12 protein-coding genes are annotated in these 13293 nt (G+C 70.4%); 10 read left to right on the top strand and 2 right to left on the bottom strand.

Annotation, left to right across the window (positions count from 1 at the left end; translation table 11 throughout):
* Positions 1-24 precede the first annotated feature (24 nt).
* Positions 25-552, top strand: a complete 528-nt coding sequence (locus tag H4N64_RS04135) for a hypothetical protein (protein ID WP_186280708.1) — start codon at positions 25-27, stop codon at positions 550-552.
* Between the two features lie 9 nt (positions 553-561).
* Here H4N64_RS04135 and H4N64_RS04130 read toward each other — a convergent pair whose 3' ends face one another.
* Positions 562-1911 (bottom strand): M14 family metallopeptidase, encoded by a 1350-nt coding sequence (locus H4N64_RS04130; protein ID WP_186280707.1) that lies wholly within the window; start codon positions 1909-1911, stop codon positions 562-564.
* A gap of 352 nt (positions 1912-2263) precedes the next feature.
* Here H4N64_RS04130 and H4N64_RS44785 point away from each other — a divergent pair, with 352 nt between their 5' ends.
* The 4 genes from H4N64_RS44785 to H4N64_RS04110 all read left to right on the top strand — a co-directional run bounded on the left by H4N64_RS44785 (position 2264) and on the right by H4N64_RS04110 (position 7740).
* Positions 2264-4954, top strand: a complete 2691-nt coding sequence (locus H4N64_RS44785) for a LuxR C-terminal-related transcriptional regulator (protein ID WP_260859532.1) — start codon at positions 2264-2266, stop codon at positions 4952-4954.
* 34 nt (positions 4955-4988) lie between these two features.
* Positions 4989-5885 (top strand): MEDS domain-containing protein, encoded by an 897-nt coding sequence (locus H4N64_RS04120; RefSeq protein WP_336246628.1) that lies wholly within the window; start codon positions 4989-4991, stop codon positions 5883-5885.
* A 76-nt stretch (positions 5886-5961) separates the two neighbouring features.
* The gene (locus H4N64_RS04115; protein ID WP_186280706.1) at positions 5962-6375 is read left to right on the top strand and encodes an ATP-binding protein; all 414 of its coding nucleotides are present in this window, start codon (positions 5962-5964) and stop codon (positions 6373-6375) included.
* Between the two features lie 45 nt (positions 6376-6420).
* On the top strand, positions 6421-7740 hold the full coding sequence (locus H4N64_RS04110) for an Nramp family divalent metal transporter (protein WP_186280705.1): 1320 nt from the start codon (positions 6421-6423) through the stop codon (positions 7738-7740).
* A 28-nt stretch (positions 7741-7768) separates the two neighbouring features.
* On the opposite strand, the gene H4N64_RS04105 is transcribed toward H4N64_RS04110, so the two are convergent.
* On the bottom strand, positions 7769-9454 hold the full coding sequence (locus H4N64_RS04105) for a chitinase (protein WP_186280704.1): 1686 nt from the start codon (positions 9452-9454) through the stop codon (positions 7769-7771).
* A gap of 221 nt (positions 9455-9675) precedes the next feature.
* On the opposite strand from H4N64_RS04105, the gene H4N64_RS04100 reads away from it, so the two are divergent.
* The 5 genes from H4N64_RS04100 to H4N64_RS04080 all read left to right on the top strand — a co-directional run bounded on the left by H4N64_RS04100 (position 9676) and on the right by H4N64_RS04080 (position 13286).
* Positions 9676-10533, top strand: coding sequence for a hypothetical protein (locus H4N64_RS04100; protein WP_186280825.1), 858 nt, complete (start codon positions 9676-9678; stop codon positions 10531-10533).
* A 62-nt stretch (positions 10534-10595) separates the two neighbouring features.
* Positions 10596-11303 carry a Flp pilus assembly protein CpaB gene (gene cpaB, locus H4N64_RS04095; RefSeq protein ID WP_186280703.1) on the top strand — a complete coding sequence of 236 codons (708 nt, stop codon included), beginning with the start codon at positions 10596-10598 and terminating at the stop codon, positions 11301-11303.
* A 9-nt stretch (positions 11304-11312) separates the two neighbouring features.
* Positions 11313-12545, top strand: a complete 1233-nt coding sequence (locus tag H4N64_RS04090) for a CpaE/TadZ family protein (protein ID WP_186280702.1) — start codon at positions 11313-11315, stop codon at positions 12543-12545.
* A complete protein-coding gene (locus H4N64_RS04085; RefSeq protein WP_186280701.1) occupies positions 12542-12928 on the top strand; it encodes a TadE/TadG family type IV pilus assembly protein in 387 nt (128 codons plus the stop codon). Before H4N64_RS04090 ends, H4N64_RS04085 begins: the two co-directional genes overlap by 4 nt.
* A 1-nt stretch (position 12929) precedes the next feature.
* Positions 12930-13286 (top strand): TadE/TadG family type IV pilus assembly protein, encoded by a 357-nt coding sequence (locus H4N64_RS04080; RefSeq protein ID WP_186280700.1) that lies wholly within the window; start codon positions 12930-12932, stop codon positions 13284-13286.
* The last annotated feature ends 7 nt before the right edge of the window (positions 13287-13293 follow it).

Here is a 13293-nt window from a genome sequence, read left to right as displayed (position 1 = left end):
GGATCGTCGACCATACTGCCCGCTGTGGAGCAGCGCATAGGATCGAGCAGCCAGCCCCTGGAGGGCGCCGGATTCGACCCGGCCTTCGTCCCCGGGCTCACCTCGCCCGTGTCCAAGGAGCCCGTGTCCAAGGAGCCCGTGTCCAAGGAGCGCGAGTCCGAGGAGACGCAGGCGGAGGAGCCGGCGAAGACCGAGGCGGAGGCCGAGGAGACGGTCGTAGAGGAAGCGGCGGAGGCGGCGGAGGACGACGCCGACGATGCCGACGACGACGGCCCCGTTTTCGAAGCCTCCGACCGCCGGGCGAAGATCGTCGCCGACCGCCGCGGTGTCCGTCTCGCCCTGGACGACCAGGAGTGCGAGTTCCGTTGGGACGAGATCGGCGCCGTGGAGACGGAGTCCGCCCGCTTCGGCAAGCGGTTCACCGTCACGGTGCACACTCCTGACCGCCGTTGGTACCCGATCGAGATCGAGGCGACGGCCAGGAGCCGCTTCAGCGAGTGGGAGTCACAGCTCGACGCCGTGCTGGACGCCTACTTCGAGGAGTCCGAGTAGGGAGTCCTCCTAGCAGTACTGGGACTCCTTCCCGATCGACCGGTACATACAGTCCGCGTTCTCCAGCAACTGCAGCACCGCGTCCCGGTTACGAGAGGTCTCCCGCTCGATCACCTCGTCGGGCGGGTAGAACCCACCGCCGGAGCTGGAGCGCGGATACATCTCGAAGGTGTACCCGAAGATCTTGTGCGCACCCCAGAGATAGTCGTCGATCGACCCGTCGGTGATGTACAGATCGCTGGACTGCTCCGGCGTGTAGCCGTTGCTGGCCGCCATCTTGCCGCCGACCGTCGCGAAGGCGTTCCGGTCGTCGGCCGTCATCCCGGTCGTCGTGTCGGAGTACGTGTACCCGAAGGGCCACAGCACCAGTTCGCTGTAGGTGTGGAAGTCGATCGCGGCCTTGATCTGCTGCACCCCGCCGACGACCCGGCCGCGCACGAAGTTCGCGACCACCTTCACCTCGGGCGCGGACTCTGCCGCCGAACCCCGGTACGTCTCCGAGGACGTGGAACCGGAGGAGCCGCCGCAGCAGCCCCAGCGGTAGTTCCAGTTGCGGTTGAGGTCGGTGCCGACGTACGAGGAACCGGAGTTGGGCTGGCGGTTCTTGCGCCAGGAGCGGTACGAGCCGGTCGCGATGTCGTACTCGCCGCCGTCCGGGTTGACGTCGGGGATGATCCAGATCTCACGGCCGTTCACCATGCTGGTGACCCGGGAGTCGGTGCCGTAGTCGGAGGTCAGCTCGCGCAGCAGGTACAGCGCCATCTCGACGGTGAGGTGCTCACGGGCGTGCTGGTGGTGGGTGAACAGCACCTCCGGCTCGGACTCGTCCGTGCCGACGTTGTCGCTGATCTTGATGGCGGTGATGTTCCGGCCCTGGTACGACGTGCCGATCACACGCGTGCTGGCGATGCTCGGGTTCGCCGAGACGATCGAGTTGATCTCGCTCGTCATCTCCGCGTAGTTGTGGTAGCGGGAGTCGGCCGACGGGAAGTCGAGCAGCCGGATGTCGTCCGCGCCGTTCGACCGGTCCGGTACGGCGGCGAGCGGCGTGACCTCGTAGCCGAGCCCGCGCAGCTTGCGGATCTGGTCGGCGCGGCCGGAGACCACCAGGCCGTGTGAGTCGACCTCGTCCACGCTGACGCCCAGACGCTGGATCGCGGTGCGGTCCCTGGCCGTCGAGTGGGTGTGGATCTCGTACTGGCGGATGTCGTCGGCGGAGGGTGCCGCCCTGGTACCGCTGTCGGCGCTCGCCGTGACGTTCGCGGAGAGGGGTGCCGCGAGGGCCAGGGCGAGGAGGGTGGCGAGCGCGGCGGTGCGTCTGCCGCTGCGGGCGCCCGAGCCTCGTATGCGAAGTCGCATGAATTCTCCTTGTGTCTCCAGGAATTCCGGGATCTCCGGAAGTTGGGGAGTGGAGCAGGGGGGTGGTTCAGCGACGTGCTGGTGCGGGTGGCGCTCATCGTCCGCGTGTGGCATGAGCAGGTCAAGGGTGAAAACGGCCGCGATGGCGTGAACCGTTCGGGCGGCGAGGGCCGGGCAGTGTACGCGTGCGGGCGGCATGTGACACGGGCCTGACGGAAGTTGCACCCGGGCGTGTGAGCTTCGTGTGCATGTCCGGGGCGAAGCGGGGACAGTGAGGGTCCGCGGCCAAGAGGAGGGCCGCACTCCGGCTCGCTTCTCGGACCACAACCTCAGAGGACTGGACTGGCTGATCATGGGCGGATCAGCGCCACGGCGAGGCGACCACGGGTCGCCCGAGTCGACCGGCTTCGTCGACCGGCGCACCGAACTGGCTTCGGTACGGCGGTTGTTGGCCCGCGCACGCCTGGTCACCCTGACCGGTCCCGGCGGCGTCGGCAAGACCCGTCTCGCCACGCGCCTCGCGGACCGGGTCCGCGGCACCTTCCCGGACGGCGTCCGCTTCGTGCACCTGGCGGGACTCGACGACCCTGCCCTCGTCCCGCACGCCGCCGCCCACGCCCTGGGCCTGCACGACCACACCGACCGGCCCCCACTGGACGCGCTCGCCGAACGGCTCGGGCACCGGCGGCTGCTCCTCGTCGTCGACAACTGCGAGCATCTGCTGACGGCTTGCGCGCAGCTGACCGCGGCCCTGCTCCAGCGCACCCCGCATGTGCACGTCCTGGCGACGAGCCGGCACCGCCTCGGCCTGATGGGGGAGCACCTTCTGGAGCTACGGCCCCTGCCCGTCCCTGACCCGGACGGCGACCTGTCCCACGCCCACCGCCACCCGGCACTCGCCCTGTTCGCCGACCGGGCCGCCGCCGTGGACCCCGGCTTCCGGCTGACCCCGGACAACCGGGCGGCCGTGGCCCGCCTGTGCCGCCGCCTCGACGGACTTCCGCTCGCCATCGAACTCGCGGCGGGACGGCTGCGGGACCTCGGCCTCGACCAGCTGATGGAGAGCCTGGACGACCGTCAGGAGCTGCGTGCGACGGTCGACTGGAGCCATCAACTGTGCACGGAACAGGAGCAGTTGACCTGGGCCAGAGCATCGGTGCTGTCGGGCGGCTTCGATCTGGAGACGGCGGAGGCGGTGTGCGCGGACGGCGAACTCCTGCGCCCCGCGGACGTCGTGGAGGCGGTCACCGGCCTGGTGGACAAGTCGGTACTGATCAGACAGACGGCGGCCGGTGCCGTGCGCTACCGCCTCCTCGACACCCTCCGCCACTACGGCCTCGACCGCCTGCGCGCCCTGCCCGGCGAGGAGTTCGCTGCCCGGCGGCGCCAGCGGGCATGGATGCAGCGGCGGGCCAGTGCGTATGAACGCGCCTGGTTCGGCCCGGGGCAACGCGAGATCGTAGCCCGCCTGCGAGCCGACCACGACAACCTGCGCGCAGCCCTCGACTTCGGCCTCACGGCACGGGGAGAACGGCTCGCGGTCCCGGGTGAGCGCGACACCGTGCCTGGCGGGTGCTGTGCCGTGCCGGGCGGGTGCTGTGCCGTGCCGGGCGTGTGTTCTGCCGTATCGCGGGAGTGCCCTGCCGAGCCCGGCGAGCACCTTGCCGTCACCGACGTGCCTGCGGCCGCACGGGCCGAGTTCTCCGCCGTGTCTGAGGACTGTCCGGCTGCACCGGCCGAGTTCTCCGCCGTTTCCGACGAGCCTCCGGCCGCACGGGCCGAGTTCTCCGCCGTGTCCGACGACTGTCCGGCTGCACCGGCCGAGTTCTCCGCCGTTTCCGACGAGCCTCCGGCCGCGCGGGCCGAGTTCTCCGCCGTGTCCGACGACCCTCCGGCCGCACCGGCCGAGCCCTCCGCCGTGTCCGACGACCCTCTGGCCACTCCCGAAGACCGGCTCGCCGCTCTCCGTCTTGCCGGCACCCTCTGGTTCTACTGGCACGCCTGCGGCGCCCCCCGAGAGGGCCGTCACTGGCTGGAACGCGCCCTCGCCGCCAACCCCGAGCCCACCCCGGAACGCGCCCGCGCCCTGTGGATCGCCGGACTCCTCGCCGCCGTCACCCGGGACCTCGTGCACGGCCGCCGCCTCGCCGAGGAGGCCCGCGCCCTCGCCCGAGACCTGGGCGACCAGGCCGAAGCGGCCCACGCCGCCTACGTCATCGGCGTCATCACCCTCTTCCTCGACGACCTGCCCACCGCACTCACCCACTTCGAGGCCGCCGCGACCCGGGGCCGCGTCCCCGGCCAGCACCTCAGCCTGGTCGGCCTCGACCGCGTGGAACTCGCCTGCGCGCTGGGCTTCCTGGGCGAGGCAGACCGGGCCGTCGCCGTCTGCGAGGAGGCCCGCCGGCTCTGCGAACGGCACGGCGAGGAGTGGGTGCACTCGTACGTCCTGCGGATGCTCGCCCTGGCCCACACGGTGAAGCGGGACTGGCCCGCAGCCGATCGCCACGCCCACCAGGCCCTGCGCCTCAAGCTCGCCGTGCACGACATCACCGGCATCGCCCTCACCCTCGACCTCCTGGCCCGCATCGCCACGGAGACCGGCGCCCACGAACACGCGGCGCTGCTGCTCGGCGGCGCCGACCGGATCTGGTCCGACATCGACCGCGACCGCTGGGGCTCCGCCGCCCTCAACAAGACCCGCGAGGACAGCGAGCGCCGAGCCCGTGCGGCCCTGAGCGAGGCCGCGTACGAGAAGGCGTACCGGCACGGCAGCGAGCTGGATCTGACGGAGCTGGTGGGCCAGGCCCTCGACGAAGGACGGGCCGCCCCGGAGCCAGCAGCTCAACCACGAGGCACCCATCTGACCCCCCGGGAGTCCCAGGTGGCCGAGCTCGTGGCGCAGGGCCTGGCCAACCACCAGATCGCCGACCGCCTGGTCATCGCCCGCCGCACCGCCGAGGGCCATGTGGAACGCATCCTCGGCAAGCTCGGCCTGAGCAACCGCAGCCAGCTCGCCGCCTGGGTCACGGCCAGGCACTGAACCACCACCCGACACGGCACAGACAGGGGATCGCGTGAGCAACCGACCACAGGCGTTCGACCACCGCATGACCGTCCTCGCCGCCGACGACGCGTTCGTGGCCGCCGCCCTCCCCTTCCTCGCGGAGGCTCTGGACAGCCCCGACGAACCCCCGCCCGTCGCCATCGCCGCCCCCGGCAAACTGGACCTCCTGCGGGACGCCCTCGGCGCCGACGCGAAGCACGTGGGACTCGTCCCGCACACCGACTGGTACACCGGTTCGGCCGCCAATGCCGTCGCCCAGGCGGCCGGTTACCTCGCCGCGCACGGCGGCCCCGGCGGCCGTATCCATCTGCTGATGGAACCCGTCTGGAGCGGCCGGGCCGGACGCTCGCCACGCGAGAGCGCCGAGTGGATCCGCTACGAGGCCCTCGCCAACCTCCTGTTCGCCCCTCTCGCCACCACCGCCCTGTGCGTCTACGACACCCGCACGGCCGGCCCCGCCCTCATCGCCGAGGCCCGCCGCGCCCACCCCGCCACGGGCGTGTACGAGGACCCCGTCCGGCTCGCCGCCGAGCTGGACGCCGTACCCCTGCCACCGCCCCCCGCCGACGCCACGCCGCTGGCCCGCGCGGACGCCGAAGCCGTACGGGCCTGGTCGGGCGGGAGCGGGCTGTCGGCGGCGGACGCGGAGCTGTTCGCGCTGGCCGTCACCGAGGCGGCGGCCGCGCTCGGGCCCGTCACCGGGGTGCGGCTGTGGGGCGAGGCGCCGGGCTGCGTCTGTGAGCTACGCTCCACCCGGCGCGTCGAGAACCCCCTGGCCGGCTTCGTCCCGCCGGACACCGGCGAACTGGAACCAGGACAGGGCCTGTGGTACGCCCGCCAGGTCTGCGCCTACGTCGACGTCCGGGACGACGCGGACGGGTCGACCGTACGCCTGCAATACGGGTAGTGCGGGCGGGACGCAGGTAGGGAAACAGGTATATCTACCCGTGCGCCCGGTCCATGGCCCGACGACCATGGACAACATGCTGCAACTCCGGAACGGCCCCCACCGTCAACCGCCCGTCGGAGCAGGTCATCTGACCGCGGAGTACGACCCCCGCCCCTCCGCGATCCGCGAGGCCCGCGCGGAGGTGCGCAGGCAGCTGGAGCTATGGGGTCTCGCGGGCCAGGATGATGTGCTGGACACCGCCGAGCTGCTGGTCAGCGAGCTGGCGACCAACGCGCTGCTGCACTCGGCGAGCCGGTTCCGGGTGACCCTGTCCGCCGCGCACGGCATCCTGCGCTGCGAGGTCCAGGACGCCGGCCGGCGCACTCCGCAGGTGCTGGACGCGGGCGGTTCGGAGAGCGGGCGGGGGATGTTCCTGGTGGACGCGCTGGCCCGAAGATGGGGCTGCCATCAGGACGGGCAGCGCAAGACGGTGTGGTTCGAACTCTGACGCGCCCTCTTGTCGGCCCGGTCCCGCTGCGGTTTCTTGATCTGCATGGTGGACAGCTCGGGAAACACTCAGACAACACAGACCGACGCAATCGACTCCTCCCCCCGTAAGTCCAGTTGGAAGTACATCGGCCCTGGCATCGTTGTTGCCGCGACCGGTGTCGGCGCCGGTGACCTGGTGGCCACGCTGATCGCCGGAAGCAGCTTCGGGTACACGCTGCTGTGGGCCGCGATCATCGGCTGTCTGGTGAAGATCTCCCTCGCCGAGGCGGCCGGGCGATGGCATCTGTCCACCGGACGCACCCTGTTCGACGGCTGGGCGAGCCTCGGCCGCTGGACCACCTGGTTCTTCGTCGGCTACGTCGTGATCTGGGGCTTCGTGTACGGCGCGGCGGCCATGTCGTCGAGCGCGCTGCCGCTTCAGGCGCTCTTTCCCGATGTGATGGACCTGGAGTGGTGGGGCGTGGCCTGCGGCCTGGTGGGCCTGGTCTTCGTCTGGTTCAACAAGTACGCGGTCTTCGAGAAGGTCATGACGGTCCTGGTGGGCGTCATGTTCGTGGTGACCGTCTACCTGGCGATCCGCGTCACCCCGAACCTCGGCGACGCCTTCGCGGGCCTGCTGCCGGTGCTGCCCGACGAGAAGGACTCCGTCCTCAACACCCTCGGCCTGATCGGCGGCGTCGGCGGCACCATCACGCTGGCCGCGTACGGCTACTGGGTCAACGCCAAGGGCTGGACGAACACCGGCTGGATGAAGGTCATGCGGCTGGACAACCGGGTCGCCTACGCCACCACCGGAATCTTCGTCGTCGCGATGCTCTTCGTCGGCGCGGAACTGCTGCACTCGGCGAACGTCGCCATCGCCAGTGGCGACAAGGGCCTGCTCCAGCTCAGCGACATCCTGGAGGCGGAGTACGGCACGGCGACGGCGAAGTTCTTCCTCATCGGCTTCTTCGCCACCTCGTTCACCTCGCTGATCGGCGTCTGGCACGGAGTGAGCCTGATGTTCGCGGACTTCGTCGAGCGCTACCGCAAGGGCGACGAGACGCGCGGCGAGGAGATCGCCACCGGCAGCCGCGAACGCGGCCTGCCCTTCCGCCTCTACCTCCTGTGGCTGACCTTCCCCCCGATCGTCCTGCTCTTCCAGGGCCAGCCCTTCCGCCTGATCATCATCTACGGCGTCCTGGGCGCGGCGTTCCTGCCGTTCCTGGCCGGCACCCTGCTCTGGCTCCTCAACTCCGCCCGCACCCCGGCCCAGTGGCGCAACGGCGCTCTCAGCAACACCATGCTGGTGATCGCGGGCCTGCTGTTCCTGATCCTGTGCGTGAAACAGATCTGGGACCAGCCGTGGTCGGAGTTCTTCTGACGAACCCCGACCACGGACCGGGGCGGCGCTACGGCAGCGCGTGCACGTGCGGACCCACCGCGTTGGACCACGCGTTGCCCGCCGTCGCGTCCCAGTTCGTCGACCAGGTCATCGCGCCCCGAAGATCGGGATACGTCCTCGACGGCTTGAAGGAACCGCAGTTGGTGCCCTTCGCCAGACAGTCGAGCGCGCTGTTCACCACCGACGGGGACACATACCCGCTGCCCGCGCCCCGGGTCGAGGCCGGCAGACCCAGGCCCACCTGGGACGGGGCAAGCCCGCCCTCCAGCTGGATACAGGCGAGCGCGGTCAGGAAGTCGACCGAGCCCTGGCTGTAGACCTTGCCGTCGCAGCCCAGCATCGAACCGCTGTTGTAGTACTGCATGTTGACGACCGTGAGGATGTCCTTCACGTTCAGCGCCGTCTGGAAGTAGGAGTTCGACGTCGACTGCATGTCGATGGTCTGCGGGGCCATCGTCAGGATCATCGACGATCCCGCCTTCGCCGACAGCGACCTGAGCGCCTGCGTCATGTACGTCGCGTTGAGCCCGTTCTCCAGGTCGATGTCGACGCCGTCGAAGCCGTACTCCTGCATCAGCGCGTACACCGAGTTGGCGAAGTTGGTCGCGGACGCCGAGTCGTTCACCGACACCGTGCCCCGCTCACCGCCGACCGAGATGACGACCTTCTTCCCGGCCGCCTGCTTCGCCCGGACGTCCGCCTTGAACTGGTCGACGGTGTAGCCGCCGAGCCCGGCCGAGTCGAGGTTGAAGGTCACCGCTCCCGGAGTCCCGGTCGCGTCGGCGAAGGCGACCGCGATGATGTCGTACTGCGCCTGGACGTCGGAGAGCTTCTGCACGGTGGCGCCGTTGTTGAAGTTCTGCCAGTACCCGGTCACCGCGTGCTTCGGCAGCGCGGGTCCGGTCGGGGTCGCCGTCGTCGTCCCGGTCACCGTCGCCGACTTCGGCGACTCACCGGCCGAGTTGGTCGCCGTGACCTGGAAGGAGTACGAGGTGGAGGCCGCGAGGCCGGTCACGGTCGCCGAAGTGCCGGTCACCGCCGTCACCTTGGTGCCGTTCCGGTAGACGTTGTAGCCGGTCGCGCCCGAGACCGTGTTCCAGGCCAGGGAGATCGACGACGAGGTCCGCCCGGACACCGTCAGCCCGCTCGGCGCACCGGGGATCGTCGGCGCAGGGTCACCGCCACCGCCCCCGTCGGGCCCGAACACCGAGAGATCGTCGGCGTGGTAGGCGGCCTGTCCGTACCAGCCGTGCGTGTACACGGTCACCGAGCGGGTCGATGAGCCGGTGGTGAAGGTGGTGGTCAGCTGCTTCCAACTGGTGGAGTCCGGCGTCCACGTCGACACGTCCGTCGTGCCGGTGCCGGTCACGCCCAGATAGGCGTACCCGCCCTGCACCCAGGCGCTGAGCGTGTACGTCGAGTTCGGCTGGACCGCGACCGCCTGGGTGCAGCGGGCGTTGTCCTGCCCGGCCGGGGTCGCCTTCAGCGCGGCCGAGCCGCCGTGCACCGGCGAGGAGACGGTCGTGCCGCTGCTCGCGGAGCACGTCCAGTTGGTCAGGCCGGACTCGAAGCCGGCGTTCTTGGCGTTGTTGACATCGGCGGCGGACGCCTGGCCCGTGCCCGCGAAGGAGAGGGCGAGCGCCAGGGTGACGGCACCCGTCCAGAGACGTGTCGATCGTCTGCGTATGGACATGTCAAATAAGTTGGTCCAGACCAATCCTTCTGTCAAGGGGTGCCGTCGAGATGCTCAACCTGCCCCGATTTGGCGCAACTTGTGAAACGGCAGTTCCTCCATAGCTGCAGAAACGCTGTTCTCCGGTCATGGAGCCGTGGATACAGTGCTCAGGTAGTCACGCAGTGAAGTCGACTGTGTGTCCTGGGTGTACCGGAGTGACGCCGGTCGGGCCGGCGGGCATGGGGAGTGGGGAGCTGCGCGTGCCAACTGCCATCGCCGTGACCAGTGCCGACCTGGCGCTGCCGCCACAGGACGAACGGACCGTGCCCGCCGTCGTGCTCCAGGACCTGGACCGGCAACCGCTCGACCGGTCCCTGACCGCCCTTCAAGCGGTCGTCGAGCAGTACGGCCATGTCATAGTCGTCTGCTCCGGGGCCCTCGACCCCACCGTGGAACGCCGGCTGCACACCCTCCGCTCCCTCATGGAGAGCGACCGGATCGCCCTGTTCCGCCCCGAACTGCCTCCGCTCGGACTCGCCGTCCTGGCCCGCCAGTTGCGCCAGCTCGCCTCCTGCGACCTCAGCCCGGGCGTCCTCGCCTCGGCGGGCCGTCTGCTCACCCACTACATCCACGCCGGGGCGCTCCTCGGCTCCGTCACCAAGCTCGACCGGGTCCCCGTCGGGCTGAAGTCCCACGCCAAGTCCTGGGTCCCGGGCAACCACTTCGGCGTCCTCGCCCACCCCGAACCGCAGCTCGTCCGGATCGGCCCCGAAGCCGCCCTCACCGGCCCCGAGTTCGGCACCCGGATGCTCGTCGCCAGAGGCCAGCTCCAGTCCGACTGGGTCACCGACACCCTGGCCAGGTCCTGGAGCGTCCAGGGGCTGCGCGAGGTGCCGCTGCCCGCCGAGTCGGAGCGGTGGTGGGGGACGGGACGGCTGATCGAGTTCTGTGCCTACCTGTCCGACCTGTCCGTGCTGTACCAGCTTGTCACCTCGGTACGCCAGAGCACCTGCCACTGGTGCGGCATCGACGTCATCGGCGACCGCTGTGTGTTCTGCTCCGCGACACCGCCCGTACCCGAGACCCGCGCAGGCTGACCGAACCCGGAAGCCGCGTCAGACCGATCCCGACCGATTCCCCCAATGAGGTTGCACGGTTCATGAACTCCCGTCAGCGCCGCGGCGTGATACTCCTGATCCTGTCGGTCGTCTGCGCCCTCGGCGCCTTCGCCGGCGTGCTGTCCGTCATCGACGACGCCGAGTCCAAGGTCGGCCCCGAGGTCACCGCCTACCGGCTCAAGGCGAACGTGGAGCCCTACAAACCGCTGGCCGCGGCCCAGTTCGAGAAGATCTCGATGCCCGAGCGGTGGCTCTCCGACAACGCGGTCACCGATCTCCGCGAGATCGAGGGCAAGATCGCGGTCACCGCCCTGAAGAAGGGCTCCCTGCTGCAGAGCGACATGATCGTGGCACAGCCCGCCCTGCAGCCCGGGCAGCAAGAGGTCGCCATCATGATCGACGCGGCTACCGGGGTGGCCGGCAAGATCACGCCGAACTCCACCGTGAACGTGTACGCCACCTTCGAGGGCGCGCGGGAGGGCGACCCCGCCCAGTCCAAGATCATCGTCACCAACGCCAAGGTCCTCGACGTAGGCGACCTGACCCCCCTGGAGCCGGACGCCGACGACCGCGACCGGCAGCTCACCAAGGCCGTCCCGATCACCTTCGCACTGTCCACCCTCGACGCCCAGCGCCTCACGTACGCCGAGTCGTTCGCCCAGCGGGTCCGGCTCGCGCTGGTGGCGCCCGGCAGCGACACCACGGTCCCCGAGTCGGACCGGACGTACGAACTCGCGAAGGACAAGTGAGAGGCCCGCATGCCCACGAGGATCCTCCCGGCGGTCGGTGACGCGGACGCGGTCCGGTCGGTAACGACCCTGCTCTCCCAGCTCCCGGACGCCGAACCGGTCGCCCCGGTGACCGACTCCACCCAGCTCATCGACACCCTCGCCCGGCTGGCCGCCGAGTCCGTCGACGAACTGCCCGAGGTCGTCGTCGTCCACGAACGCATCGGCCCGGTCCCCGCCCTGGAACTGATCCGCGAAGTCGCCCTGCGCTTCCCGGCGGTCGGCGTCATCCTCGTCACCTCGGACGCGAGCCCCGGCCTCTTCCAGGCGGCCATGGACTACGGCGCGCGGGGCCTGGTGGCGCTGCCTTTGTCGTACGAGGAACTCGCGAGCCGCGTCCAGGCCGTCGCCTCCTGGTCGGCGGGCGTACGGCGTCATCTCGGCGGCGCCCTTGAGGTGTTCACCGGCGTCGGCGGCACCGTCGTCACGGTGAGCGGCGCCAAGGGCGGGGTCGGCACGACGCTGGTCGCCATCCAACTGGCCCTCGCAGCCCAGGCGTCGGGCCGTAGCGCGGCCCTGCTCGACATGGACCTCCAGACCGGCGACATCGCCTCCTACCTGGACGTCCAGTTCCGCCGCTCGGTCGTCGACCTCGCGACCATCACCGACATCACCCCGCGCGTCCTCGCCGACGCCGTCTTCCGCCATGACACCGGGCTCGCCCTGCTCCTCGCCCCCGGCGAGGGCGAACGCGGCGAGGAGGTCACCGACCGCGCCGCCCGCCAGATCGTCAGCGCCCTGCGCTCCCGCTACGAGGTCGTGGTCGTCGACTGCGGCGCCCAGCTCAGCGGCGCGGGTGCGGCGACCGTGGAGATGGCCGACACCTCCCTGCTGGTCACCACCCCCGACGTGGTCGCCGTCCGCGGCGCCAAACGCGCCGTACGCATGTGGGACCGCCTCCAGATCCGCAAGGCCGAGGAGACCACGGTCGTCGTCAACCGCCACACCCGCGGCACCGAGATCCAGCCCCCGCTGATCCAGAAGATCACCGGCACGGGTCTTGCGGCCACCGTGATTCCGTCGAACTTCAAGGAACTCCAGGGCGCCGTGGACGCGGGCCGCCTCCACGAACTCGACGCCAAGAGCACCGTCAAACAGGCCCTGTGGACCCTCGCGGGTGAACTGGGCCTGGTCAAGGCCCCCGAGGGCGACCGCAGAGCAGGCCGGGGGTCCTTTCGCCGACGGCGGGACGGTGGGGGATGAGCGTGCGTGCGGGGCTACGGGGACGCGACCGGGGCCAGGTCACGATCGAGTTCCTCGGCATGACCCCGCTGATCATCCTGACGCTGGTGCTGCTGTGGCAGTGCGCGCTGCTCGGTTACACCTTCACGCTGGCGGGGAACGCCGCGGACGAGGCCGTACGGGCAGCGACGGCGGCCGAGGACCGACAGGGCGCCTGCCAGGAGGCGGGGCTGAAGCATCTGCCGGACGCGTGGGAGGGCGGCGCCGACGTGGACTGCGGCGAGAGCGGCGGGCTGGTCACGGCCGACGTCCATCTGGAGGTCCCGGTCCTGTTCCCCGGGTCGATCGGCTTCCCCTTCGAGGTCGACGGCCACGCGGGCGCGGTCGTGGAGGAGGGGGACTGAGATGCCGTACGAGCACTTTCGCCGCGACCGTGGCCAGGTGGCCATCGAATACCTCGGGTTCATTCCGATCCTGATCCTGGTCGCCATGGCGGCCGTCCAGATCGGCCTCATCGCCTACACCGCCCAGCAGGCGGGCACCGCCGCGCGTGCCGGAGCGCGCAGTGCCTCGCTGGACGGGCCCTTCGCGCAGGACTGTCAGGCCGCGGTGAGCGGCTGGCTGGCCGACGGGACCGCGTGCGCGAGCGCCGGCCTCGGCGACGAGGTAGAGGTCACCGCGACCGTCGACATCCCGTCCATCGTGCCCGGCTGGGACTTCGGCGACGCCACCAAGTCCGCCACCATGCCGCTCGACCACTGAGGAGCAC

This window comes from Streptomyces cupreus, assembly GCF_014257025.1.
Taxonomy (GTDB): domain Bacteria; phylum Actinomycetota; class Actinomycetes; order Streptomycetales; family Streptomycetaceae; genus Streptomyces; species Streptomyces cupreus.
This window is presented reverse-complemented; position numbering and strand designations above follow the sequence as displayed.

What these genes read in the sequence shown, in the direction of transcription:
- H4N64_RS04130 (WP_186280707.1), bottom strand. Translation starts at nt 1,911, where the DNA reads ATGCGACTTCGCATACGAGGCTCGGGCGCCCGCAGCGGCAGACGCACC.
- H4N64_RS44785 (WP_260859532.1), top strand. Translation starts at nt 2,264, where the DNA reads ATGGGCGGATCAGCGCCACGGCGAGGCGACCACGGGTCGCCCGAGTCG.
- H4N64_RS04115 (WP_186280706.1), top strand. Translation starts at nt 5,962, where the DNA reads ATGCTGCAACTCCGGAACGGCCCCCACCGTCAACCGCCCGTCGGAGCA.
- H4N64_RS04110 (WP_186280705.1), top strand. Translation starts at nt 6,421, where the DNA reads ATGGTGGACAGCTCGGGAAACACTCAGACAACACAGACCGACGCAATC.
- H4N64_RS04105 (WP_186280704.1), bottom strand. Translation starts at nt 9,454, where the DNA reads ATGTCCATACGCAGACGATCGACACGTCTCTGGACGGGTGCCGTCACC.
- H4N64_RS04100 (WP_186280825.1), top strand. Translation starts at nt 9,676, where the DNA reads ATGGGGAGTGGGGAGCTGCGCGTGCCAACTGCCATCGCCGTGACCAGT.
- cpaB (WP_186280703.1), top strand. Translation starts at nt 10,596, where the DNA reads ATGAACTCCCGTCAGCGCCGCGGCGTGATACTCCTGATCCTGTCGGTC.
- H4N64_RS04090 (WP_186280702.1), top strand. Translation starts at nt 11,313, where the DNA reads ATGCCCACGAGGATCCTCCCGGCGGTCGGTGACGCGGACGCGGTCCGG.
- H4N64_RS04085 (WP_186280701.1), top strand. Translation starts at nt 12,542, where the DNA reads ATGAGCGTGCGTGCGGGGCTACGGGGACGCGACCGGGGCCAGGTCACG.
- H4N64_RS04080 (WP_186280700.1), top strand. Translation starts at nt 12,930, where the DNA reads ATGCCGTACGAGCACTTTCGCCGCGACCGTGGCCAGGTGGCCATCGAA.